17 protein-coding genes are annotated in these 24,485 nt (G+C 73.2%); 4 read left to right on the top strand and 13 right to left on the bottom strand.

Annotated elements, in window-relative coordinates; all coding sequences use genetic code 11:
• The 5 genes from OTB19_RS27040 to OTB19_RS27020 all read right to left on the bottom strand — a co-directional run bounded on the left by OTB19_RS27040 (position 1) and on the right by OTB19_RS27020 (position 10,030).
• Positions 1–1,977, bottom strand: a complete 1,977-nt coding sequence (locus tag OTB19_RS27040) for a non-ribosomal peptide synthetase (RefSeq protein WP_267801109.1) — start codon at positions 1,975–1,977, stop codon at positions 1–3.
• Positions 1,977–5,168, bottom strand: coding sequence for a non-ribosomal peptide synthetase (locus tag OTB19_RS27035; RefSeq protein WP_267801108.1), 3,192 nt, complete (start codon positions 5,166–5,168; stop codon positions 1,977–1,979). The genes OTB19_RS27040 and OTB19_RS27035 overlap by 1 nt, the downstream gene beginning before the upstream one ends.
• A gap of 218 nt (positions 5,169–5,386) precedes the next feature.
• Positions 5,387–6,682 carry a condensation domain-containing protein gene (locus tag OTB19_RS27030; protein WP_267801107.1) on the bottom strand — a complete coding sequence of 432 codons (1,296 nt, stop codon included), beginning with the start codon at positions 6,680–6,682 and terminating at the stop codon, positions 5,387–5,389.
• 97 nt (positions 6,683–6,779) lie between these two features.
• Positions 6,780–8,120: an MFS transporter gene (locus tag OTB19_RS27025; RefSeq protein ID WP_267801106.1), complete on the bottom strand. Its 1,341-nt coding sequence runs from the start codon at positions 8,118–8,120 to the stop codon at positions 6,780–6,782.
• A 416-nt stretch (positions 8,121–8,536) separates the two neighbouring features.
• On the bottom strand, positions 8,537–10,030 hold the full coding sequence (locus tag OTB19_RS27020; protein ID WP_267801105.1) for a lipase/acyltransferase domain-containing protein: 1,494 nt from the start codon (positions 10,028–10,030) through the stop codon (positions 8,537–8,539).
• 116 nt (positions 10,031–10,146) lie between these two features.
• Here OTB19_RS27020 and OTB19_RS27015 point away from each other — a divergent pair, with 116 nt between their 5' ends.
• The 3 genes from OTB19_RS27015 to OTB19_RS27005 all read left to right on the top strand — a co-directional run bounded on the left by OTB19_RS27015 (position 10,147) and on the right by OTB19_RS27005 (position 16,753).
• On the top strand, positions 10,147–14,649 hold the full coding sequence (locus OTB19_RS27015; RefSeq protein WP_267801104.1) for a WD40 repeat domain-containing protein: 4,503 nt from the start codon (positions 10,147–10,149) through the stop codon (positions 14,647–14,649).
• A gap of 269 nt (positions 14,650–14,918) precedes the next feature.
• Positions 14,919–15,614 carry an RES family NAD+ phosphorylase gene (locus OTB19_RS27010; protein WP_267801103.1) on the top strand — a complete coding sequence of 232 codons (696 nt, stop codon included), beginning with the start codon at positions 14,919–14,921 and terminating at the stop codon, positions 15,612–15,614.
• A 740-nt stretch (positions 15,615–16,354) separates the two neighbouring features.
• On the top strand, positions 16,355–16,753 hold the full coding sequence (locus tag OTB19_RS27005; protein ID WP_267801102.1) for an XRE family transcriptional regulator: 399 nt from the start codon (positions 16,355–16,357) through the stop codon (positions 16,751–16,753).
• Positions 16,754–16,832: 79 nt separating this feature from the next.
• Here the strand turns inward: OTB19_RS27005 and OTB19_RS27000 are convergent, their stop codons facing one another.
• Positions 16,833–17,075 (bottom strand): DUF6042 family protein, encoded by a 243-nt coding sequence (locus OTB19_RS27000; RefSeq protein ID WP_267801101.1) that lies wholly within the window; start codon positions 17,073–17,075, stop codon positions 16,833–16,835.
• Positions 17,076–17,104: 29 nt separating this feature from the next.
• Between OTB19_RS27000 and OTB19_RS26995 the strand changes: the two genes are divergently transcribed.
• On the top strand, positions 17,105–17,434 hold the full coding sequence (locus OTB19_RS26995; RefSeq protein ID WP_267801100.1) for a WHG domain-containing protein: 330 nt from the start codon (positions 17,105–17,107) through the stop codon (positions 17,432–17,434).
• A gap of 49 nt (positions 17,435–17,483) precedes the next feature.
• Here OTB19_RS26995 and OTB19_RS26990 read toward each other — a convergent pair whose 3' ends face one another.
• The 7 genes from OTB19_RS26990 to OTB19_RS26960 all read right to left on the bottom strand — a co-directional run bounded on the left by OTB19_RS26990 (position 17,484) and on the right by OTB19_RS26960 (position 24,400).
• Positions 17,484–18,170 carry an HAD family hydrolase gene (locus OTB19_RS26990; protein WP_267801099.1) on the bottom strand — a complete coding sequence of 229 codons (687 nt, stop codon included), beginning with the start codon at positions 18,168–18,170 and terminating at the stop codon, positions 17,484–17,486.
• Between the two features lie 109 nt (positions 18,171–18,279).
• A complete protein-coding gene (locus OTB19_RS26985; RefSeq protein ID WP_267801098.1) occupies positions 18,280–19,296 on the bottom strand; it encodes an AfsA-related hotdog domain-containing protein in 1,017 nt (338 codons plus the stop codon).
• A 27-nt stretch (positions 19,297–19,323) separates the two neighbouring features.
• Positions 19,324–20,532 (bottom strand): MFS transporter, encoded by a 1,209-nt coding sequence (locus tag OTB19_RS26980; RefSeq protein ID WP_267801097.1) that lies wholly within the window; start codon positions 20,530–20,532, stop codon positions 19,324–19,326.
• 65 nt (positions 20,533–20,597) lie between these two features.
• Entirely contained in the window at positions 20,598–21,665 is a 1,068-nt protein-coding gene (locus OTB19_RS26975) for an aldo/keto reductase (protein WP_267801096.1), read from the bottom strand.
• 68 nt (positions 21,666–21,733) lie between these two features.
• A complete protein-coding gene (locus OTB19_RS26970; RefSeq protein ID WP_267801095.1) occupies positions 21,734–22,903 on the bottom strand; it encodes a beta-ketoacyl synthase N-terminal-like domain-containing protein in 1,170 nt (389 codons plus the stop codon).
• Positions 22,900–24,135 carry a beta-ketoacyl-[acyl-carrier-protein] synthase family protein gene (locus OTB19_RS26965; RefSeq protein ID WP_267801094.1) on the bottom strand — a complete coding sequence of 412 codons (1,236 nt, stop codon included), beginning with the start codon at positions 24,133–24,135 and terminating at the stop codon, positions 22,900–22,902. The genes OTB19_RS26970 and OTB19_RS26965 overlap by 4 nt, the downstream gene beginning before the upstream one ends.
• Positions 24,128–24,400, bottom strand: coding sequence for an acyl carrier protein (locus tag OTB19_RS26960; protein ID WP_267801093.1), 273 nt, complete (start codon positions 24,398–24,400; stop codon positions 24,128–24,130). Before OTB19_RS26960 ends, OTB19_RS26965 begins: the two co-directional genes overlap by 8 nt.
• Positions 24,401–24,485: the final 85 nt, after the last annotated feature.

Raw genomic sequence — 24,485 nt, 5'->3', positions numbered from 1 at the left:
TCAGGCTCCTTCCGGGCGCGGGGTCCGGCGCTGGTCGAGGAGGGCGGCGAAGGCGCGCAGGTCGGTGCTGAGGAGCAGCTCGTGGGCGCGCGGGCGTACTCCGGTCTCGCGTTCGACGATCGCCAGCAGCCGTGCGGCGACGACGGAGGTGCCGCCGGCGTCGGTGAAGTGGTCGCCGAGGCCGGTGCCGGGACGGCCGAGGAGGTCGCGCACGGTCGTCAGCACGAGCCGCTCGGTGGCGGTGGCGGCGGCGAGGTCGTCCGGGGTGGCGGTCCGGGACGGTACGGGGGCCGATCCCCGGGCTTCCTCCCGGGCCACCAGAGCCACTCGGTCCACCTTGCCGTTGGCGTCGAGCGGGTAGCCGTCGACGATCCGTACGGCGGCGGGGACGGCCTGCTCGGGGAGCCAGCCGCGGACCGCGGCGAGGAGGTCCCCGCTCGCGGGTTCGGCGCCTTCGGCCGGCCGTACGTGGGCGACGAGGCGGCTGTGTCCGGAGCTGTCGCGCAGCACGGTGACGACGGCGCTGCGCACCCGGTCGTCCTGCTCGAAGGCGGCTTCCACCTCGGCCGGTTCGATCCGCACCCCGCTGATCTTCACCTGGTCGTCGAGACGGCCGAGGAAGTCCAGGCTGCCGTCGGCGTTCATCCGTACCCGGTCGCCGGTGCGGTAGAGGCGGTCGATCCCGGACGGCGCCAGTTCGCGCGGCGCCTTCGTGAACCGGCGTGCGGTGAGTTCGGGGTCGAGGTAGCCGAGCGCCAGGCAGTGGCCGCCGACGCGCAGTTCACCGTCCTGCCCGCGGGCGACGGGGCGGCCCTCGTCGTCCGTGACGACGAGGGTGACGCCCGGCAGCGCGGTGCCGATGGGCGGCGGGGTCGGGTCGCCGGCCTCCGGGTCGGTGCCGCGCATGGCGTGGGTGGTGGTGACGACGGTGGCTTCCGCGGGGCCGTAGGCGTTGTGGATGGTGGCGGTGACGTCGGCGCCGGGGCGGCGGCGCATGCGGTCGCCGCCGACGACGAGGTGACGCAGCTTCAGGTCCTGCGGCCACGGCCGGTCCAGGAGCGGCTCGATGGTGGGGGTGGCCGCCACGGCGTGGGTGAGGCCGGTGTCGCGCCACCAGTCGGTGAGCACGTGCGAGTCCCAGCGGGTGTCGTCCGGGGCCGGGACGAGGGCGGCGCCCGAGGTCAGGCCGGCCCACAGTTCCAGCAGGTGCGGGTCGAACGCGACTCCGATGAGCAGGGACTGCCGGTCGCCCGGCGCCAGGCCGGTCTCGGCCCGGTACCAGTCCAGGGCGACGGACAGCGAGGGCTCGGCCACGGCGACCGCCTTGGGGCGGCCGGTGGAACCGGAGGTGAGGACGGCGTACAGGGCGCCTTCGGGCGCGCGCCGGGTGCCGCGGCCGGAGCCGGCGAAGGCCGCCACCGCGGCGGCGGGGGCGTTGACACCGTCGGTGGGCAGCGGCAGGGAGGTGTGCTCCCCGCCGCGGTGTGCCTCGGGCAGGACGCCGGGGTCGCCGATGAGGCAGGCGACGTCGAGGTCCTCGGTGACGGCCTGGGTGCGGCGTTCGCCGGGGCGGGGGCCGAGCGGCAGGTAGACGGCGCCGATCCGGGCGAGCGCGACGGCGGTGACCACGAGGGCGGTGGAGCGGTCGAGGCAGACGCCGACCAGGTCACCGGGTCGTACGCGGTCGCCGAGGGCGGCGACGACCCGCGCGGCCGCCGCGTCGAGGTCCTGGTACGTCCAGGTCCGCGTTCCGTCGATCACGGCCGGGGCCTGCGGGTCGCGCAGGGCCTGCTCCTCGAAGCGGGCGAGGACACCGGTCGGTTTGGCGGCGGGGCCGTGGGCGATGCTCGCCACGGCGGCGGTGTCGGTGCCGTGTGCGTTCGCGATGCTGTGCGCGGTGTCGGTCGCGGTGCCGGTGGCGTGGCCCGTGTCGACGGGCGTGGCGGGGGCGACGGGAAGGGTCGGGGACTGGGTCATCACGACTCCGTGGAAAGGGTGGTGGTGGCGAGGGCCTCGGCCTGGTCGGCGAGCACGGGGTTGCGGAAGAGCACCTTCAGCGGCGGGCGCGTGCCCAGCCGGGGCTCCAGCCAGGCGGCCAGCTCGGCGGCCAGCAGGGAGTGGCCCCCGCTGTGGAAGAGGTGGGAGCGGGCGTCGAAACGGCCGTGGCCGAGGACCTCGCGCCAGCCTTCCGCGAGCAGCGCCGTCATCGGATGGTCGGACATGACGGACACGGCGGTGCCGGCGGGCCCGGACTCGGCGCCGGTTCCCGACTCGGACGTCACGCTGTCCTCGGGGGCGGACGTCACGGTGTCGTCGGGGTCGAGCGCCGCCGCTCGGCGGGACAGCGCCGTACGGTCGGGCTTGCCTCCGGCGAGGGTCGGCATGGTCTCCAGCCGTGCCCAGCGGGCGGGTACGAGCGGGCCGGGCAGGCGCAGGCTCAGCGCGGCGTGCAGCGACTTCTCGTCGAAGTCCGCGCCGTCGGCGCCGTCTTCGAGGAATCCGATGAGCCGGGGCCCGGCCGTGCTCTCCCGGTCCAGGACGACGGCGCAGGACCGGCCGCCGAGCACCGCGGACGCCGCCGCCTCGATCTCCTCCAGCTCGATGCGGTGACCGCGCAGCTTGATCTGGTTGTCGCGCCGCCCCAGGAAGTACAGCAGCCCGTCCAGGCCGCGGTAGCCGAGGTCGCCGGTGAGGTAGACGCGCTCCCCGTCGAGCGCGTCGACGGTGACGAACCGGGCTGCCGTCACCTCCGCGTTGCCCGCGTAGCCCTCGGCGAGACCGGGTCCGGCGACGGCGAGTTCACCGACGGCGCCGGACGGCAGCGGGCGGTGGTGGGCGTCGAGGACGAGGACCCGCTCGCCCGGGAGTTCGGTGCCCAGGGGGATCTCGGCGCCCTCGGCGAGGGCGTCGCGGGAGACCTCGTGGACGGTCGAGCTGATGGCCGCCTCGGTGACGCCGTACACGTTGAGCACGGTCGCGTCGGTGTCGGCGAGGACGCCGCGCAGGGCCTCCACGGGGAGGCGTTCGCCGCCGAGCACCAGGAGCCTCGGCGCCCAGCTCTCGTCGCGCAGCGCGGGACGCAGGTCCTCGCGGGTGGCGAGGAAGTAGCTGGTGGGCAGGTTGGCGACGGTGACCCGGGCGGACGCGAGCAGTTCGGCGAGCTCCGCGCCCGTGGGCACCTCGTGCTCGGGCAGGACCAGGCACGCCCCGGCGTGCAGGGTCGGCAGCACCTCCTCCAGCGCCACGTCGAAGGACGGCTGGGCGAACATCAGGACCCGGTCCGAGGTGACGAGGCCGAACCGGTCGGCGGCCGCCGTCATGTGGTGCGTCAGCGCCGCGGGGCCGACGGCGACCGGCTTAGGCGTGCCGGTGGAGCCCGAGGTGTGGATGACGTACGCGGCGCCGGGGAGTTCGGCGGCCTCGCGCGCGGGCGGCAGGACCGGGGCGTCGATCCGGGCGATCGGCAGCGCTTCCGGCAGGGAGGGGGCGCCGTCACCGGTGAGGACCAGGGCCGGGGCGAGCCGTTCCAGCAGCAGTCCGAGGCGGGCCGGCGGATCGGAGGGGGACAGCGGGCAGTAGACGGCGCCGGTCCGCAGGCACGCGAGCAGGGCGACGACCGAGTCGGTCCCCCTGGGCAGGACGGCGGCCACCGGCCGGCCGGGCGTCACACCGGCGGCGCGCAGCCGCTCGGCGAGCGAGCCGACCCGGTCGTCGAGTTCGCCGTAGGTGAGGCGGCGCGCGCCGCACAGCAGGGCGGGCAGCGACGGGTGGTGCGCGGCCACGGGGTCCAGCGGATCGCGGTCGGTGGGCACGGGCACGCGCTCGGCGGCCGGTTCCACGGCGGTCGGTGCCAGGTCGGCCAGCGGGGTCTCGGGGCTGTCGAGATAGGCGCGCAGCAGGTCCAGGAAGCGGCCGGAGAGCAGCCGGGCGACGTCCTCGCCGAAGAGGTCGTCGTCGTAGTCCCAGACCAGGGTCATGCCGGGCGAGCCGTGGCGCGGGGTGACGCCGCGCCGGTCGTCGGGGAGCAGCACCACGTCGAGGTCGAAGCGGGTGGTGCCGGTGTTGAACCCCTCGAAGAGGGTGATGTCGAGACCGGGTACGTCGATCTCGGGCAGCGGTGCGTCGTGGGCGCTGAACATGACGGAGAACAGCGGGTTGTCGGCGCCGGAGGTGTGCATGCCGAGCGCCCGGGTCAGCTCCTGGACCGGCACGTCCTGGTGCGGCAGGGCCCGGATGAGGGTGTCGGTGACGTCGTACATGGTCTCCTGGGCGGAGACGGCGCCGTCCAGGGCGAGCGCCAGCGGGATGGTGTTGACGAACATGCCCACGGCGTCCTCGTAGCCGAGGGGGCGGTTGCCGACGGCGGTGCCGATGACCATCCGGGAGCGGCCGCTGTGCCGGCGCAGGAGTTCGGCGAACAGCCCCAGGAGCGTGGCGAACGGGGTGAGACCGCGCGAACGGGTGTGGGCGCGCAGCCGTTCGGCGAGATCGGCGCCGATCGTCTGGCGCAGCTGGCCGCCGTTGTGCCGGCGACGGGCACCGGGGCGGACGAGACCGGGCAGCGGCAGGTCGTGGGGCTGGTCGCGCAGCTCGGTCCGCCAGAAGTCCAGGGATTCGGGGGCGTACGCGGCCTCGGCCCGGGCCCGGACGTGGTCCGCGTACGACGAGGCGGGCGGGAGCTCCAGGGGTTCGCCGAGGACGTGGGCGCGGTAGACGCGGAAGACGTCGTCGAGCAGGATCGCGAAGGAGTGCCCGTCGTGGATCAGGTGGTGCTCGACGTGGACCAGCCGGTGATGGTTCTCGGCCAGCCGTACGAGCGTCCAGCGGATCAGCGGGGCCTCGAAGGTGTCGAGCGGTGTCTCGGCCTCGGCGCGCAGGAGGTCGGCGAACGCCGCCTCGGGGTCGGCCTCCGCTCCGAGGTCGACGGTGCGCAGCCTCGGCGGACACTGCGGCGCGACCCGCTGCCCGGGTACGGAACCGGTGGAGGCGACGAGTTCGAGGCGCAGGCCGGGGTGGCGTGCCAGGGTGGCGGCGAGTCCCAGCCGCAGCGCCTCGGCGTCGAGCGGGCCCCACAGGTCCAGCGCGGCGGTGAAGTTGTAGGCGCGACTGCCGGGCTGCATCTGTTCGTGCAGCCAGACGATCTCCTGCGAGGAGGAGAGGGGAAGCATGGGCGATCCCTGAGGTTGTCGGGTCGGATTCCGGTGCCGGTCACGGTTGTGTCCGGTGGTCGTGCGGGCGGCTTCGCGGGTCGCGCGGTGCCGTTTCGGGCGCGGGGGGGGGATGCCATGGGGGGAGTTCGGGGTGCGCTGGGACGCGCGGTGCGCCGGCGTGGGGTGCACCGGTGCGGGGGCGGCGGTGCCCGGAGGGGCCGGGGTCCGGGGCGGGGTCAGACCGCGGTGTGCGGGGCGGGGCGCAGCGCGTGGGTGAGCGCGTCGAAGGCCCGGTGCGCGGTGGCGTCGTCGAGCACCGCGCGGTCCCACACCATCCGCAGGTGGATCTCCGCTCCCTGGGTGACGGAGACGGCGAAGGGGCCGCGGACGGGTCTGCCGTCGACGTGGACCTCCCGCCCCTCGACACCGGCCAGTCGCAGGGGCGGGCGACGGCTGTCGTCGTCCACGGTGAGCAGTCCGTCGAGGCCTCCGGTCCAGCCGGAGCCGGCGGCGCGCACGGCGGTCACGACGGCGTCGAAGGGCACGTCGGCCCGGTCGAGGTCGTCCCACCACGCGTCGGCCGTCGCCTCCGGGTCGGGCGTGCGGCCGGTGTCGGCCGGGAAGACGACGGTGTTGAGGAAGCAGCCGATGACCGGCTCCGCCCCCGAGGGACGGCCGCCCCACGGGTAGCCGAGCGGGACCACGAGGTCCGGGCCGTACAGCTCGCGGGCCGCGGCGCGGCAGGCGTCGAGCAGTCCGGGGAACGGTACGCCGCCGTCGTGCGCGGGCAGCCGGATCTGCGCGACACCACTGGACGACGCGCCGTCGGGCACGCGTGCCGGACGGGGTGACGGGGCGTGGGCCCGGAGCGTACGCAGCCGGTCCGCCCAATACGCGGCCGCCTCGGGCGTCTCCGCCCTTTCCTCGGCGGCGAGTTGGCGCAGGACGGTGTCCCGGTAGGCGGCGAGTTCGGCTTGCGTCTCCTCGGGCGCGGGGCGGGCCGTGATGGGCTCCTCGCTGTAGGCGGCGCCGAGTTCGTCGACGATCCTCGCCAGGGAACGGCCGTCGCAGACGGCGTGGTCCAAGGCGATGGCGAGGACGTCCTCCTCGCGCTCCTCGTCGCGTACGAGGAAGAGCCGCAGGGGGGAACCCTGCGCGTCCCAGGAGGACAGCGCGCGACGGAGCGTGTCGGCGGGCCGCTCCCCCGACATCGGGGCCGGCCGGGTCACATCGACGTCCGGATCGGCGACGCGCAGGACGGGAGTGCCGCGCACGACGGCCGGCCGCGAGCGCAGGGCGGTGTGCCGTGCGGCGAGCCGGTGGGCCGCAGCCCGCAGACGTTCGGGGTCGATGGTTCCGTGCGGGAAGGCGAAGAACATCGGCACCAGGTCGGGGCGGCCCGACGGATCCAGCGAGCGCACCAGGAGGAAGCGGCGCTGTGCTCCGGTGACGGGCAGCAGGACGTCGGACCGGTCGCCGGCGGCGGTGAGACGCCGGTAACGGGCCAGGTACTGACTCGTGATGCTGAGCACGTGGTTCTCTCTGTCGAGGCCGCGGTCGCGGGTCGCGGGTCGCGGTCGCGCGGAAGGGTGTGGCGGCGGTCGCCCCCGCGCGTCGCGGTACGGGTGGTCAGCGGGTGGGTGCGGGGGCCGGCCGTTCGTCGCCGGCGGCGGCGGCGGTGTTCTCCCCCGGCGCCTCGTGGGTGGCGCGGGCGTCGTCCTGCGGGCCGGGCAGGTCCCGCATCCGGCGCAGCGGGGAGAGGAGCAGCGGCAGCGGTACGGCGAGGATGCCGACGGCGCACCAGGCGAGTGCCGTACGTGACCCGTAGGACTGGGCGAGGGCGCCGCCGATGAGCGCGCCGAGCGGCAGGGTGCCCCACATGAGGAAGCGCAGGGTGGCGTTCATCCGGCCGAGCAGGCGTGGTGGGCACAGCCCTTGGCGGAAGCTGACCTGGGCGATGTTGTAGACGACCGCGCCGAAGGAGACGACCGCCGATCCGGCGGCGAAGAGGGCCGCCCCGGGGACGCCGTGCCCGGACAGGGGCCACAGCAGGGCGAACGGGCCGGTCACGAGGACGGACAGGAGGATGACCCGGGCCTGCCCGAGCCGGGCGGCGAGGCGTCCGGCGCACAGGGCGCCCAGCAGCCCTCCGACGGCCGACGCGGACAGCACCAGCCCGAGCCCGCCGGGTTCGAGTCCGACGACGCGGACGAGGTGCACGGTCTGCGTCGCCATGAGGACGGCGGTACAGAGGTTGGCGAGGCCGGTGGTGAGGGCGATGACCCGGAGCAGCGGATGGCCGAAGACGAAGCGGACGCCTTCGGCCATCTCCTTGCGCAGGGAGGCCCCGGCGGCGGGCTCGGGTATTTCCTCGGGCTGTTTGACGCGCAGGAGGAACAGGGCGGAGAGCACGTAGCCGATGGCGTCGGCGACGACGGCGAGGTGCGCTCCGACGAGCTGGACCAGCCCGCCGCCGGCGCCGGGGCCGGTCACCTGGGCGGTGGAACGGACCGTCTCCAGCGCACCGTTGCCGGCCACCAGCTGGTCCCGGGGCAGGATCTGCGGCAGGTAGCTCTGATGGGCGACGTCGAAGAACACGGTCGCCACGCCGATCACGAGCGCGACGACGTAGAGCTGGGCCATGGTCAGGGCGTGGGCGAGCGCGGCGGCGGGGATGCTCGCCATGGCCGCGGCGCGGATCAGGTCCGCGCGGATCATCAGGGATCGCTTGCGCATGCGGTCGACGAGTGCCCCGGCGGGCAGCCCGACGAGCAGGAAGGCGGCGGTCTCCGCAGCGGTCAGGAGGCCCACCTGGAAGGCGGGGGCGTCGAGTTCGAGCACGGCCACGAGGGGCAGTGCCACGAGCGTCACCTGGGCACCGAGCTGCCCGGTGGCGGCTCCCGCGAGCAGCAACCGGAAATCGCGCACACGAAGGGGGCCACCGGCGGCGGCTCGGGATGTTTCGGACATGTGACCGACACTCACCGACCCACCGATGACGAGTCAAAGCAACCCTGCCAGTTTCGGACTTCTTTTGCGTCACCGTGGGGCCAGGTCGGGAAATCTTTCGCCCTACCCGGGGTACGGCCGCGTGAATTCCTGCCGATGGTGCTCGAGCGCGAGACAGGCGGGGCAAGGGAGAGCAGAGGGCACGGGCAAGACCCGAATAACCCGCCTCACGCTGAGTCACCGGTCCAATCCTGACCGAAAACGCTCATCTATGATCACGCCCCTCCGGAATCACCCATTCCGTCCGCTATGAACATCACGCGGCCTCACCCGACGCCCCATGCCGCCGCCCCCGCAGGCGGCGCGGCGCGAGCGGGTCACCCGTGTGCGGTGACCTGCGCCCGCCCCGCCGGGCGACGCGCGGGCGCCCCCGGGCGTCAGTCCTCCGCTTCCTCCAGGCGCCCGCCGGCGTCGCCCGCCAGGACGAGTTGCGTGATGTCGGCGCCGTCGAGCGTGCGCACCGCGACCCGGTACAGGCCGGGGGCCTTGGCCGTGGCGACGGCGACCGCGTTGCCGTCTTCCCAGGTCAGGGCCGCGTCCTGGACGTCGCGTGGGTCGTCGAGGGCGGTGATGCGGCAGGTCACGCCGGCGAGGGAGTCCACGTCGGTGAGGGTCACCTTCCAGGCTTGACCGGCCTCGACGAAGTCGGGGGTGTCGAGCCCGCATCCGGCTTCGCCCTGCGGGGGGCCGAGGTGGATGTCCTCCCGGAGTATCTCGACGACCGCTTCGAGGGCGGTGTCGGCTTTGGCGACGTCTCCGTGCTGGAGGGGGAGGGTGGTCACCGCGGGGCTGATGGACGCGGATTCCTTGTAGACGGTGCCGTCGCCCTGGACCCGGAAGTACTTGATCCGATCGTGGCCGTCCCGGATGAGGGTGCCGTCGGCGTGCGCCCGGGCGCCGTCCTCGAAGGCGGTGACCCGGCCCTCGCGGATGCTCAGGTTCTGCAGGGTGGGCTGGTTGATGCCCACGACCGAGCGGTGCCCGGGCAGTTCGATGCCGCGGTGGTCGCGGTGGAGGCGGGCCGCGTCGCGTGCCAGTTCGGCGTTCCCACCGAGGGAGACGACGTCGCCCGGCGTCAGGTGCCGGATGTTCCCGTCCTCGCGCACGCTCTTGTACTGGGGCAGGAGGTCGTGCAGGCCGGGCATGTTCGCGCAGATCGCCCGGAGTTTGCGGTGCGGAAGGGGCACCGGAGTGCCCCGGCCGGTGTTGAGGATGACGGTGGCCTTGACGGCGCCGTGGAAGGGAGTGCCCAGGGTGAGGACGCCGCGGGTGTCCGCCTGGAGGTCGCCGTCGAGGCGGGGGTCCAGGGCCGCGCGGGTGACGAGGCCGCCCATGGAGTGCGCGACGAAGACGAGCCGGGCTTCGCGTTCGTCGACCCGATGGCGGCGGGCGCGGTCGTGGGCGGGATGCGCGCGCCAGGCGGTGAGGTGGGCGCGGGCGGCTTCGGCGAGGAGCCGGCCGTTGGTCGCGGCGGGCAGGCGCCAGTCGTAGGCGAACTCCAGGACGGCGGCGGGGTGGGCGACGCACCGGCCGACGGCCGCCACGAGGTCGGTGTAGGGCTCGATGCCGGCCAGATAGGGCGTCCAGGCGGAGTGCTTGAGCAGTCCGGTCGCCGTGATCCGCCCGGTCTTGCCCTCCAGTTCCTCGTCCCTCATGGCGAGGGAGGTGAGCCCGCCCGGGAGGGTCCAGGCGCGGACCAGCCACGAGATCCCCTCGAGCCCCCAGACGTGCCGGCCCCGTTCGTTGTCGTAGAGGGCGCTGCCCATGATGCCGGGCACGACGACCACGGCGTCCTGGGTGACGTCGGCGGGTAACTCGTCGTCCGCGCGGGGGTCCTGTGCGGCGGATCGGTGGTGCGCGTGCTGGTCCATGCCTGTGAACAATAGGGAACATGAGCGGTGGGCGGGGTGTGATCGGGCGGGCCGGGCGGGGTGGGACCGCACCGGGTGAGGTCGGGCCGGGAGGGACCGGGCCCGGTGGGTCCGGCTTGGTCGAAGGCACGCGCACGGCGGACGCGGCCGAGGCGGCGAAGGAGGCCACGGAGGCCTCGGCGGGTGCCTTGTTCGTGCTGGTGTTGGAGGACGGTACGGAGGCGTTCGCCGCCGCGGTGGCGGAGCAGTTGGACGCGGTGGCGCTGTGGTGGGAGCGGTCCGAGGCCGGACGTCCGGGGTTCGTGACGACCACTCACCCCGATCCGGTCGTCAACCGGCACGACGTGGAGTGCTTCCTGGAGGCGTCCCGGATCCGCGAGGCGGGCCCGGACCTCCCGGTGGTGTTGTTCGTGACGGGTCACGGCCTCACGTCGGCGGCGACGAAGCACTACACGGTGCTCCGCGACACCGACCGTTCCCGACTGCTCGCGACCGGCTTGCGCACCACGGAGATCGTGATCGCGGCGCTCGACTCCTCGGCCCGTGACGTCCTGGTGATCGTGAACATGTGCGAGTCCGCCGACATCGGCGGTGAGCTGCTGGACCTTCGACGGGACCTGTCCGCCGACCGTACAGCGTCCGCCACGTTGAACGTGCTGGCGACCGCCGCACCGAACGCGACCGTCCTCGGCGGGGCGTTCGCACTGATCCTCCGCCGCGCCCACGAGGATCTGCGCACGAGCGAGACCGTGGTCCGGCGGTACCTGACCATGGCCGAGTTCCACAAGGCGCTCGAAACCGCCGCCGCGGGCATCAATGCCGAACAGGGTCGCTCCCTGTACGTACCCCCACCGGTGCTGAGCAACAAGTTGTACGAACCGACGCCGGCGCTTCCCAACCCCGGCTACCGGCCGAACCCCTCGGCCACCCGGGAAGCGCGCCGGGAGGTCGCCACCAGCCTCGACGACATGGACTACTGGTTGGAGAAGGCCAGCGGGCGCACCAACAGCGTCGACCCGGGCTGGTACTTCTCCGGACGGCAGCGCCTGAACGCGGCGGTGGTGGGCTTCCTGTCCGGACCGGCCGGTGTCCTGATCGTCAGCGGGACCACCGCGAGCGGGAAGTCCGCCATCCTCGGACGTGCGGTGACCCTCAGCGACGCGTCCTTCCGGCAGGATCCCCGGTTCGCCCGGGCCGCCGGCCACTGCCCCCCGGACACGGTTCCCGGCGAAGGGGCGGTGACCGTGGCCGTCACCGCGCGCAACCGGGAACCGCTGAGCCTGCTGCGCACCATCGGCGACAAGCTGGGCGTATCGGCGGATCCCACGGGCCGGGACCGGTTGCGCCGCTGGCAGGGCGGGCTGCGGTCCTTCCTCGCTCGGCCCGGTCCGATGGTGACCGTCGTCGTGGACTCCCTCGACGAGGCGGTGGACCCCGCCTCCTGCATCGACCAGGTGTTGGTCCCGCTCGCCGGCCACCTCGAAGAGGCCCCGTCGGTCCCGTCGGTACCGGCCCAAGTCCACGGGTCGTCCCCCGTGATGCGGCGCGTGCGCCTGGTGGTGGCGGTCCGCAGCCACGGCGATCACGTCCTCGGGTCGGAGTCCGAAACCGGCGGCGACCTGTTGTCGGAACTCCGCAACGCGCTTCCCGGATCGTCGGTGCTGCGCACCGACGACTCCGGCATGCGTGAGGACATCGAGGCCTACGTACAGGCCCTGTTGCACGGCGCGACCGCCTGGAAGGGCGTTGACCTGACCGCCGTGGCGCGGACCATCGCCGTCGCCTCGCCGCAGTCCTTCCTCGACGCCCGCGTCGCCGCCGACCAGCTTCGCGGCGGTGGCCCCGGCCTGTTGGCCGACCCCGATTGGCTGGCCGGCCTGCACCGGGGCACAGCGGGGCTGCTGGACGAGGATCTCGAACGCGCCGCCGAGGACGGTCTGCCGGTGCCGGAATCGCTCGCCCTCCTGCGGGCCTGCGCGTTCTCACCGGGTCGCGGCATCCCCCGCGGCCCGGTGTGGTCGGCGGTCGCCTCGGCGCTGCTCCGGCGGCCCTTGGACGAGGCCGAAGAAAAGATCCGCCTGCTGCTGGGAGGCCGCCTGGCGGGGTATCTCACCCGTGACACCGAGGACGACTACCGCGTCTACCGTCCGGCACACGACCGGCTGTCCGCGGTACTGAGGGGCCGCCGCCCCGAAGCGGCGGCCGGGCGGGGTGGGGGGACGGCTGTGCCGCACGAGGGGGAGGGCGCGTCCGAGGACGGGCCGGATGAGTACGCGGACGAGCGCGAGGACGCGCACGAGGTGCACGCGCGGATCGCGGCGGCGCTGGCCGGACTGGTCGGCCCCTACGCGCACATACCGCCGGAACCCTACGTGCGGCGATACCTGGCGCAGCACGCCCGGTGGGGCCGGGTTCTGGACGACGAGCACGTGCCGGCCGAGCTGCTGCCCTGGGTGACGGGCAGCCCCATCCGGGCCCTGCTGCCCTCGGCCGGCGGCAACGGGCCCCGACACTGGTTACAGGCCTGGGCGAGCGTCGAACCGTACCTGCACCAGGCGGACTTCGCCTCGAGGCTGGCCAGCCTGTACCTGGCGTACGCCGGCCTGGCCGATCAGAGGGTGAGCCGTCCCCGCACACCGGCCGGGGAGGAACGTCCCGGCGCCTCGCCCATGGCGGTTCTGTGGTCGCGGTGGCGCCCGCCCTCCAACGTCCTTGCCTCGCTGGACATTTCAGTGCGCTCACTGGCGGTCCTCACCCTGCCGGACAACCGGACCGTTCTCGCCGCCGGCGACGACGACGGCCACATCGAGCTGATCGACGCCGTGGCGGGCACGGCGATCGGTGAACGGATCGCCGCCCACGAGGGATCCGTTCGCAGCCTGACGGTCGCCGCGCGTCCCGGCCGGACGGACCTGCTGGTGTCGGGCAGCACCGACGGCACGGTCCGCTTCTGGGACCCCGCCCGCGGCACGGCCGTCGACCGGCTCAACCAGCCCGGTGACATCTGGATCGACGACGTCGCCTCGTACGTCGACACCGAGGGGGAGGCCGTCGTCGTCTGCGTCGACGGCAACGGCTCCGTGGTGTCCTGGATGGAGCGCTTCGGCCGCGAGGAGCGGCTCGCGCTGCCCGGGGAAACGCCCCGCACGGCCAAACTGGCCCTCGCCTCGTGGGAGGACGAGAGCGGCCGGGGCCTTGTCGCCGTCGCGGACGGCACGCGGTTGAGCTTCCGGGAAACGGAGTCCTTCCGCACCGTCGAGAGCTTCGACCTCCCCAGCGCCGTCCGGGTACTCACCCGTGCCGGCGCCCGCGGGCGGATCGCCGCCGGACACGTCGACGGCACCGTCACCGTGTGGGGCACGGCAGGCCGCCTGATCACGCTTACGGGCGCCACCGGACCGGTGGGCAGCCTGGCCGCCGTCCCCTTCGGCGGCCGGCACCTGCTCGCCGCAGGTTCCGGCAAGGACATCGCCCTGTGGGACACGGAGACCGACCGCCCGGCGGCGTTCCTGACCGGACACACCGCCGCGGTCACCGCGCTGGAGCCCGTGCTCCTCGGCGGCACGACGACCCTCGTCTCCGCGGCCACGGACGGAACGCTGCGGCTGTGGAACGCGAGCGACCTCACCCGGGCCCTGGCCGGGGCGGGCACGGCCCCCGGTTCCCGCGGCGGCGTCCTCGCTCACGGCGCGGCCGGGCGGTCCGCGGGCCTGGCCCTGGGCAGCGACGGTCCCGGTATCGACATCGTGGAGGCCACGACCGGTACGACGACCGCACGGATCGACACCGGCGCACCGGCGTCGGCCCTGGCCTGGGCGCCCGAGGGCTTCGGCGGGGCGACCCTGCTGTGGGCCGATTCCGATCACGGCGTCCGTTTCTGGGATGCCGCCGACGGGCGGGTACTCCCCCACCGGCTCGACGGTCACATCGACCGGATCCGCTCGCTGGCCCCCCTCACGACCCGCGACGGACGGAACCTCCTCCTGACCGGCAGCGACGACTACACGGTCAAGCTGTGGGACCTCGACGGGCGGCGCCTCCTGCACACCGGTCGCGGACACGGGCTGCGGGTGCGCTGCGTCGCGGCCGCTTCCGACGGGGACCGGGACTGGTACGCCTCCGCGAGCTCCGACGGCACCGTCCGGTTGTGGGGTACCGGAACGGGCCGCATGGTCGGCGCGCCCCTCAAGTGCGACCAGGGTCGGGTGCACGCCGTCGCCCTCAACGTCCGGCCCGCCCCCGGTCTCGTCCCCCACCTGGCGAGCGCGGGCGACGACGGCACCGTCCGGCTCTGGGAGCTCGCCACCCGCCGCCCCCTGGGCGAGGCGCTGACCGGCCACACCGCCGTCGTCCACGCCGTGGCCCTGTGGACCGTCGAGGGGCACGGGAACTTCATGGCCAGCGCGTCCGGTGACGGCACGATCCGCGTCTGGAACGCCGGCTCCGGCACGTGCGTACTCCAGTTGGCCACGGGAAGCCCCGTCCGTTCCCTCTCCGCGCGCGTCACGGCGGCCCCCTCGGCGAGCGTGGTCCTCTCCTTCGCGGGAGACGCCGGCGCCGCAGCCGTGGAGCTCGACCTCGCCATGACCCGACAAGGCACGAAACAAGGTACGAACTGAACAGTGCGCCCCCCTGAAACCCTCGTGCGCCCCCTCGTGATCGCTCCGACTCGCTCGCATTGGTCCGACGACAGCATGAAAATGATCGTTCGACGTGCGTCCTGGTTCACCGCGCACAGCCACCCACGACCACCGTGCGCGGCGCACGGTACGGGATCCAAGACCGAACCGGCCCGGTCGGCGGAGCAGCCGGCCTGCACCGACGGCCGCGCCACGAGCATCACCGGCCGACCGCGGCAGAGCGGGCGGCCGGAGCAAGGAGCGGCCGCATGGACAGGGCGACAACACATCGGGACATCAGCCTGATCCCGGCCCCCGAACGCGGCATCTGGCGCCTGGGCAAAGCGAAGAACCCGATCAAGTACGAGTTCATCAGCGAGGACGACGCCCACACCGCCGGGGGAAACCGCTGGAGCCTGGCCACCCACGGCACCCTCTACTGCGCCTCCGAACACGAAGGGTGTTTCGCGGAGACCCTCGCCGCCTTCCGCGTCGACCCCGCCATGCGCGACCTCATCGCGGACGACTGGAAGGAGCCGTACTACCTGACCCCCGGCAAGATCCCCCGGGACTGGACCACGGCTCACACGCTGATCCGCTTACAGCCCGTCAAGGAAGCCCGCTTCCTAGACGTCGACGACGAGGCGACGCTCGACACCCTGACCCGGGAACTCCACCGGGAACTCGCGGCCCACCGCGTGGGCCGGCTCACCACGGAGCACATCCAGGGCTTCAACCACCGCGTCACCCGCGTGATCGCCGCATGGGCGACGGCCCAGCGGACCGGCCCCACCCACCAGGACGGTCTCATCCAGGGCATCGCCTACCGCTCCCGGTTCGGGCGGCGCCGCTGCTGGGCCTTGTTCTCGGGGGTCGATTTCAAGCAGGAGGAATCCAGCCTCGTCTTTCCCGAGGCCGAGGCATTGCGCACCGTCGCCGAGGAGTACGGCCTCACCATGCTCTGATCCCGCTCCGCGTCTCGACGGGTCGGCGAACCTCCTCCTGCTCCGGGAGACCACCACCGAACACCACCCGTAACACCACCACTAAAGCCACCTCTTACTCACTCTCAATCCACCCGGTTGCCCTCCCCCGAACGTAGGAAAAATCCCCTGCACGGGGGCTGGTCACGCCGCTGCCCCATCACGGGAGTGGCGGCGTTTCGCCTGTTCAAAGGGCCATCAGATCCCAAACAGCGGAATCTCCGGCAGTATCGACCGGCGTTAAGTTTCGCCCTAACAGGTGGAGTTGACTGGTGATATTGGGTAGCCTATGGCGGAAGGACGCAACCGAGCACAAGACCGAGCACAAGGGGGACACCGTGAAGACCGCCTTCCGGCACTTATCGGCAACCGACGACGCCACCAGCCCCGAGCCATCCCGCTCCCAGGGCGCACACGGCCGAGCCGCGGTCCTCGCCACGCGCCTGAACGACAGCTGCCACTCGTGCTCCGGAACCCACCATGCAGGCCAACGCCGATGGTGAACGCCGACCCCGAGTCGGCCACACCCCCCGCGCAGGTAACGCTTCCCGGCGGGGCGGCAGCACACCAACGAAGCGGCAGACCCGCGCAGACCAGGTCCGTACCGGCTCCCGCTCACGCCGGCACGCGGTCCCAGGTCACGCACTCACCCGAACTGCGTCGCCTGACACGCGACCCGCTCCCCGCGGGCCCGCGGTCACGACAGCAAGGGAGACCGCAGCATGACTCCGCAGCCCCAGATCACCGTCGCCAAGAGCGTCGTCAGTGCCGAACGGGCCCACGCCATCACCGTGCGCATGCACATCGATGAGATCGCCCGGTTCCTCCAGGACAACCTCGGCCAGCGCCTGACCGCCCGTCTGGCCGGCATCAGCGACCCCAAGCAGGTCGGCCGGTGGGCATCCGGGGACAGCGTCCCTCGGCACGACGCCGAGGAACGTCTGCGTGCGGCCCTCCAGGTGTTCCAGCTCATCCAGGACGCCGAAAGCCTCTACACCGCCCGCGCCTGGATGATCGGCATGAACCCACAGCTCGAAGACCAGGCGCCGGCCCAGTGCATCGCCGACGGACGACTTCGCGACGTCATGGTGGCCGCCCGAGCGTACGTGGACGGCGGCTGAACCACCGCGCCGAGGATGGCGACCCGGTCACGGGAACGGGTCCGGGACCGGGACTGGCACCGGCCCACGACCCCGGGGGTCAGGACAGGTCGCCGGGCAGTGTCACCGCGAGCTTGCCGTCCTCGGTCATGCCGTGGAAGGTCAACCGCGTCCTGTCGAACTGCTCCCCGTCGCACCGGATGCGGAAGACCTTGTGCGGAGCGAGGCCGGAGACGTCGAGGGTCGTGGTGAAGTCACCGTTTCCCGTCACGAGGCGGACCGCCTCGCGCGCGTCCTCAGGATCGCCCTCGATGAGCCGGGCCAGCCGGTCCAGGCTGGTCACGATCTCCTTGTGGCGCACCTGTACCAGAGATGTTGGTCAGGCGCCCCGGGCAGCGCCCCGAGGACCTGGGAGAAGGGCTCGATCACGTCCGGGGCCGGCTGTGCGAACCGGTGGGAGACCCGACCGCGGACCGTGTCCTCGCGGCCGGGCGCTTCCAGGTCGAGTTCCTGGCCGTCGTCACCGACGTCGTGGGCGAACCGAACGCACCGCACTACGGCACCCTGCTCCTCGCCGGCGCACACGGCATCGCGGCCATGGAGCTCAGCGGTCACCTCGGCACGCGCATGTTGCGCACCACCGCGGACGCACTCATCGACACCCTCGTCCGCATGGTCGCGGCGGCCGGCGATGCGACGTAGCCACGCCCACGCCCCGAGGGGGCGCCGGCGCGTGGTGGTGGGGTGGGCGTCAGGCCGGGATGCCGGTCAGGTGGTGCCAGCCGCTTCGGCCGGCCTCCGCCAGCAGGTCCGGGTGGTCGCCGACGACGACCGGATGGCCGACGAGCCGGAGGAGTCCCAGGTCGGAGACGTGGTCGCCGTAGGCGTGGCAGTCCTCGGGGGCGATCGCGCGCTCGGCCAGCAGTTCCCGGGCGGCCCGGGTCTTGGCGTCGCCGATCATCGTCGTCAGCACTTCCCCGGTGTAGACCCCGTCCTGGATCTCCGGGCGCGTGCACAGCACCACGTCGGCGCCGACGTGGGCGGCCACGGGGTCCAGGGCGGCGGCGAAGGAGCCGGAGACCAGGACCGTGGCCAGCCCGCGCTCCCGATGGGTCGTGAGCGCTTCGAGGACGTCCCGGTGGAAGAAGCCGCCGTGGCGCAGGTGTTGTGCGAACCACTCCCGCCCGGCGGCCTGCGTCCGCTCGGCGCGGTAGCCGGCGAATCGTCGGTAGAAGAGCCGGTTGCCCTCTTCCCGGGGCAGGCCGGGGCGCAGCAGGTCGCGAGCGTCCTGGCGGAGCCGTTGCTGTTCCTGTGGGGTGTGCCCGACGGCGTTCAGGAAGAAGTCGTAGAAGTCGAACATGGTCTTGACGGTGGTGAGCGTCTCGTCGACGTCGAAGAACGCGACGGCGTGCGTGGTCGTCGGCAGTGCCGTGGTCACGGAAGACTCCGGGGGCGAGAGGGTCGGGAGGGGCGGGAAGGGCGGGAAGGGCGGGAGCGAGGTGGGGAGGGCGGGGAGGGAGGCAGGTGGGGTGGCCGGGGCGGAGGGCTCAGCCCAGCGCCACACGTACTTCGGCGACCGTCTCGTCCTGCTGGACCGCGCTCATCCGGAAGGCCTGCCGGCTGCCGTCTTCCTCGCGTGCGGCGGTGAGACGCACGTGCTCGTCCAGTTCGGCGAACTTCAGGAAACGACCGTGCAGGCGCAGTACGCGTCCGGATCCGGCCTCCGGCGTGGAGGGGACGGTGTCCTCGGTGGTGGAGGTTCCCTCCGCGGCGAGCAGCAGGGCGCACTGGCGTGCCGCCTCGCTGAAGACCATCGCCGGGACGTGGTCGTAGGGGTGGTCGTACATGCTGCGGTTGCGGTACGTACGGGCGCTCAGGCGGGCGGTGAGGGTGCCCGGGTCCGGGTGTACGACCGCGTCGAGGACGCTGTTCAAGGGGTCGAGTCGGCGTACCAGGGCCGGGGCGACCGGGGTTCCGTCCGGATCGGCGGGCAGGGTGAACGCCGTGGGGACGGTGGTGCCGCGCTGCATGCGGCGCAGTGCGTGGTACTGGTCGGTGGGGGTGCAGTTGGTGTCCATGGTGAGGTGGCCCAGGGTGCGGCCGTCGAGGGTGAGGTCCATGGCGAAGGCCAGCCGGCGCAGCCGTCCGCCGCGCCGTGCGCGGTCGGTGACCTGTGCCTCCATGCGCAGTTCCCCGGGGCGTTCGCCGCATCGGAGGGCTTCGGGGTCGGTGATGTCGAGCGTCCAGGACGTGACCATGAACGTCGTGTCGCGGGGCACCTCCTCGTGGAGGTGCGAGGCGTAGGTGACCGCCTGGCGGCAGCTCTCCAGGACGAGCAGCGGGTCGTGAAAGTCGCGGCCCGGTACGTGGTCGCGGAAGTATCCGTGGGAGAGCGGCAGTTGAGCGGCGGCGGTGAAGGTGCCCTCGCCGGTGGCGATGGAGTCGGTGAGGAACACCTCGGACAGGGCCCAGCGGTGGACGAGCGCGCGGGACACGGTCCGGTCGTAGGCGGGGGCGACGGGTGTGGTGGGGCTGACGGGTGCGTCGAGGAGGGGGGCTTCCACGGTGACTTCCCTTCGTTTCAGGGGCGTTCAGTGCGCGGCGGCGCTGCCGCTCGGTGAGCCGGCGGCAGGCGTGGTGGCGGCCGTGGTGGCGTGCTCCTTGCGCTCCGCGGCCACGCCCAGGCCGGCGAGGAGGAGTCCGACGAGGGTGACGAGGGCGCCGGCCCAGTTGAGGGCGGGGTAGCCGAAGCCGGCGTCGATGATCCTGCCGCCGAGCAGCGGGCCCGCGGCGTTGGCGAGGTTGAAGGCGGCGATGTTGGACGCCGAGGCGAGCGTGGGGGCGCCGTCGGCCTTGGCCATGATCCGCATCTGGAGCGGGGAGATGGTGGCGAAGGTGGCCGCGCCGAAGAGGAACACGGTCACGCAGGTGGCCGCTTTGTCGTGCACCGTGAAGGTGAACGCTCCGAGGACGAGGGTGAGCAGTGCCAGCGCGCCGCACATGGCGGTCCTGGGGGCGCGGTCCGCGAGCCGGCCGCTGATCAGGTTGCCGACGAACATGCCGACGCCGAACAGCACCATGATCAGGGTGACGGCGTCGTCGGTGAAGCCGGTGACCCCGGTGACCATTTCGGCGATGTAGGTGTACGAGGTCATGACGCCGCCGAAGCCGAGCACGGTGGTGAGCAGGACGAGCAGCACCTGCGGGCGGCGGAGCACCTTGAGTTCGGAGCGCAGCCCGGTGCCCTCGGGCGCCGGGGTCCGGGGCACGAGGGAGGCGATGCCGGCCAGGCCCACGGCGGCGAAGAGGGCGACCATCCAGAAGGCCCAGCGCCAGCCGAAGTGCTGGCCGATGAAGGTGCCCGCCGGGACGCCGAGGATGGTGGAGAGGGTGAGACCCGCGGCGACCATCGACACGGCGCGGCCCTTGCGGTCCTCGGGGACGAGATCGGAGGCGACCACCATGGCGACACCGAAGAACGCGCCGTGGGCGAGGGCGGAGAGCACGCGGCCCGCCATGAGGAGCCCGTAGGTGGGGGCGAGGGCGGACAGGATCGTTCCGGCGAGGAAGACCAGCATGAGCCGGATCAGCAGGGTCCTGCGTTCGGTGCGGGCGCACAGGACGGTGAGGCCGGGGGCGCCGATGACGACGCCGAGCGCGTACCCGGACACCAGGAGTCCCGCGGTGGGGATGGAGACGGCGAGGTCCGCTCCGATGTCGGGGAGGATCCCCGCGATGATGAACTCGGCGACTCCGATGGCGAAACCGCTGAGGGACAGGGCGATGACGGCGATGGGCACGGGTGTGCTCCTGGGGTGGACTGCGGCTGAACGGTGGGAGGGCGGGAGGGCGGCCGCGGCCGCGGTCAGGGCCTGAGGTCTCCGGGCAGGTCCCGGTCGCCGGCGATCGCGCGCATGTGCCAGTACGGGTAGGGGGCGGGCCGGTCGCTCGCCGCGTCGAGGCGCTGCCGCTCCTCGGTGGTGAGTTCCCACTCGACGGTGCCGAGGTTGTCCTGGAGCTGGCCGGGGCGGCTGGCGCCGAAGACCACGGACGTCACGGCGGGCTTGGCGAGCACCCAGTTGAGGGCGACCTGGGCGATGGAGACACCGCGCTCGCGGGCGATGCCGTCGAGCACTTCGACCACGTCGTAGGCCTGCTCGCGGTCGGTGAGCGGGGCGATGGAGGCGGGGCCCTCGTGGGCCAGACGGAAGTCCGCGGAGACGTCCTGGCCGCGCCGGTACTTCCCGCTGAAGAATCCGCCCGCGAGCGGGCTCCACACGGTGATGCCCACGCCCTGGTCGGCGGCGGCGGGCACGATCTCGTGCTCCAGTTCGCGCGCTCCCAGGTTGTAGTAGCCCTGGTAGGCGGAGAAGCGGGTGAGGTTGCGCCGGTCGGAGATGTCGAGTGCCTTCATCAGCTGCCAGCCGGGGAAGTTCGAGCAGCCGATGTAGCGCAGCTTCCCGGCGCGCACCAGGTCGTCGAGGGCTGTGAGGGTCTCCTCCAGGGAGGTTCGCGGGTCGGTGCCGTGGAGGTAGAGCACGTCGATGTAGTCGGTGCCGAGGCGGCGCAGGCTCGCCTCGACGGCGCGCACCAGGTGGTGGCGGGAGGAGCCGGCGGCGTTGATGTCGTCGGGGTCGGTGCGGAAGCGGGCCTTGGTGGCGATGACGGCCTTGTCGCGGCGGTCCTTCAGGGCCAGTCCGAGCAGTTCCTCGCACTCGCCGTCCCGGTAGACGTCGGCGGTGTCGAAGAAGTTGACGCCCGCGTCGTGGCAGGCGTGGACGAGGCGGACGGCGTCGTCGCCCGCGTTGACCCCGAACTGGGACCAGTTCGCGCCGGGCAGTCCGCCGAACGCCCCGGGGTTGCCGAGGGTGGCCGCCCCGAAGGAGAGCTCGGAGACCTGGAGGCCGGTGCGGCCGAGATAGCGGTAACGCATGGGGAGGGATGTCCTTACGTGTGTGGTGGTTCGGGGGGCGGCGGAGCGGCGGGTCGGGGCGGGGAGCCTCAGGCGTCCGCGTGCGGGTGCAGCAGGACGGCGCAGCCGACCGAGCCGTCCGGTCCGACGGAGGTGACGAGGGCGGCCCGTTCGCCGCGGGTGTCGAGGTGAGGGTCGTGCCAGCGGGCGACGACGGCGGCGATCTGGAGGGCGGCGCTCGCCGCGTGGGTCTCGCCGAGGACCTCCTGCACCCGCAGGAGGTGCGGGCCGTCGGGGCCGTCGGGGCCGTCGGGGCCGTCGGGGCCGTCAAGCGCCGCGCGCAGGGCGCGTTCCTCGACGGCCGCCCAGCCTCGCCGGCCGGCCGCACCGGGTGCCACCACGGCGACGTCGGCGGCGCCGACCCCGCTGCGGGCGAGTGCGTTCCGTACGCAGGTGGTGAGGCGACGGCCCACGGCGAGGGGCCCGGCCGCGGCGAAGCCGGTCTCGACGGCCAGGACGAGGGCGAGGGGGCCCTCGCCCGTGGCCCCGTCCGGGTCGGTCCGCAGGGCGAACACGGCGGCGCCCTCGCCGAGTGCGGTGCCCGGTGCGAGCGCCTGGGCCCGGTGCCAGGCCCAGGCGCTCTGGGGCGACAGTTCCTCCACGCCACCGGCCAGCAACCGGCGTGCGTGGCCGGCCACCAGGGTGTTCCGGGCGAACCGCAGTGCGTGCAGGGAGGCCGTCGGTCCGCCGGAGACGGTGGCGTTCGCGTCGGTGAGGCCGTGGCGGATGGCCGTGCGGCCTGCCACCGAGTTCATGAGGGTGCCCGGGAAGGCCGACGGGTTCACCATGTAGGGGCGTTCCTGGACGAAGCTGTCCCGGGTGAAGCGGCCGACGCCTGCGCTGCTGCCGACGGCGCTGCCGAGGACCACGCCGGTCCCGGACCGGTCGGGGACCGGTTCGAGGGCCACGGCGCAGGCGGCCATGCCCAGGTGTTCGGCCCGTGTCAGCCGGTTCAGTCCCTTGGCCCCGAGGAGGTCGGCTGCCGCGAAGTCCGCCGGGCGCAGGGCGAGGGGCGGATAGCTCTCCGCCTCGCCGGCGGCGGGCGGCTCACCGCCGTCCGCGAGGCCCCGCCGCAGGGCGTCGGCGAGCGGTCGCAGTCCCACGCCGGCGGCGCTGATCACCCCGGCGGTGTCCAGCGCCATGGGAACCACCGTCCGCGAGGTGACGGCCGGACGCTGTTGGTCGTCCACGATGCTCATGCGGTGAACTCTCCGAAGATGGTGACGGCGTTGTTCCCGCCGAAGGCGAAGCCGTGGTTCTGCACGATGCGCGGCCGGGCGGCCCGGGCCCGCCCCTGGACGCAGTCGAGATCGGGTCCGAGCGCCGGATCCACCCGGCGGAGCGTGGCGCTCGGCGGGAGGAACCCCTCGGACAGGGCTGCGCAGCACACCAGGGCGCCGAAGGCGGCTGCCGCTCCCATCGTGTGCCCGAGCATGGACTTGATCGAGCTGATCGGCGGCGGGCCGTCGGTGAACACCTCGCGCACGGCGGCCGTCTCCGTGGAGTCGTTGGCCCTGGTGCCGGTGCCGTGCGCGCAGATGTAGTCCACGTCGCCGGGCTTGATGCCGGCGTGGTGGTGGGCGCGCCGGACGCACTCGGCGATCGACGCGGCGTCCGGGTTGGTCATGTGGCGGGCGTCGCAGGTCATGCCGTAGCCGAGGACCTCGGCGTAGATCCGGGCGCCGCGTGCCAACGCCGTGTCGAGGGGCTCCAGGAGCAGGGCCGCCGCGCCCTCCGCGGTGACGATGCCGTCGCGGTGCTCGTCGAAGGGACGGGGCACATCGGCGGCGAGGGCCCCGAGCCGATGGAATCCGGCGTGGGTGGCCCGGTTGGAGGCGTCGGATCCGCCGCACAGAACGGCGTCCGCCTCTCCGGTGCGGACCAGGTCGAAGCCGTAGCCGATGGCGTAGTTGCCGGCGGCGCAGGCGGTTCCGAAGGTGACGGATTCGCCGCTCAGGTCGAGTTCGGCGCTGACGGCGGCGGCGATCCGGCCGGCGTCGGCCCGACCGGCGAGCACCGGGTCGAGCGCGGCGAGGCCGTCGTCCACCCACTGTCGGGTCAGGCCTTCCATCACCTGTGACTCGCCGTTGGTCGTTCCGAAGCAGCTCGCGGTGCGCCCCGCGGACAGCGCCGCCGGATTCACCCCGGCGTCCGTGACCGCCATCCGCGCCGCCGCGGCGGCGAAGCGGCCGCTGCGCCCCCACCGCGCGGGATCGGTGCCGCGCAGGTGCATCTCCGCGTGGAAGCCGCGCACTTCGCCGGCGAGGGTCCGTTCGAAGCCCGTGCCGTCGAACTGTCCGATCGGCCCGATGCCGCTGCGCCCGGCCCGGATCGCCGCGGTGACCGCGCGGGCGCCGAGCCCGAGGCTGCTCACCGCGCCGAGCCCGGTGACCACGACGCGGCGCCCGGTGCCGGAGGCCTCGTCAGACACCCAGCGCCTCCGGGGCGCTGTGCTTCTCGACCAGGCGGTAGGCGCTGGGCAGTTCGTCGAGCTCGGTGAGGTCCTCCTGCGGGATCCGGATGCCGAGGTCGCGTTCGAAGCGCGAGAAGATCTCGATGATCAGCAGCGAGTCCGCGTCGAAGTCCTCGGCGAAGCTGCTCTCGTCGGTCAGGGCGTCCGCGTCCACTTCGAGGACGTCCGCGACGATGGCCCGTACCTGGGCGCGCCGGTCCTCGGATATCGCGATGTCAGTCATCTGATGGCCCTTCGATTCATGGGTCGTGGGAGGCCTGATCGGGGACGTCCATGTGTTCCCGATCCGGCCTGAACCAGCCAATCCC

It is taken from the genome of Streptomyces sp. H27-H5, assembly GCF_026627505.1.
In the GTDB taxonomy this organism is placed as follows: domain Bacteria; phylum Actinomycetota; class Actinomycetes; order Streptomycetales; family Streptomycetaceae; genus Streptomyces.
The sequence above is the reverse complement of the archived record's forward strand: the minus strand, read 5'-3'. Positions and strand labels throughout refer to the sequence as shown.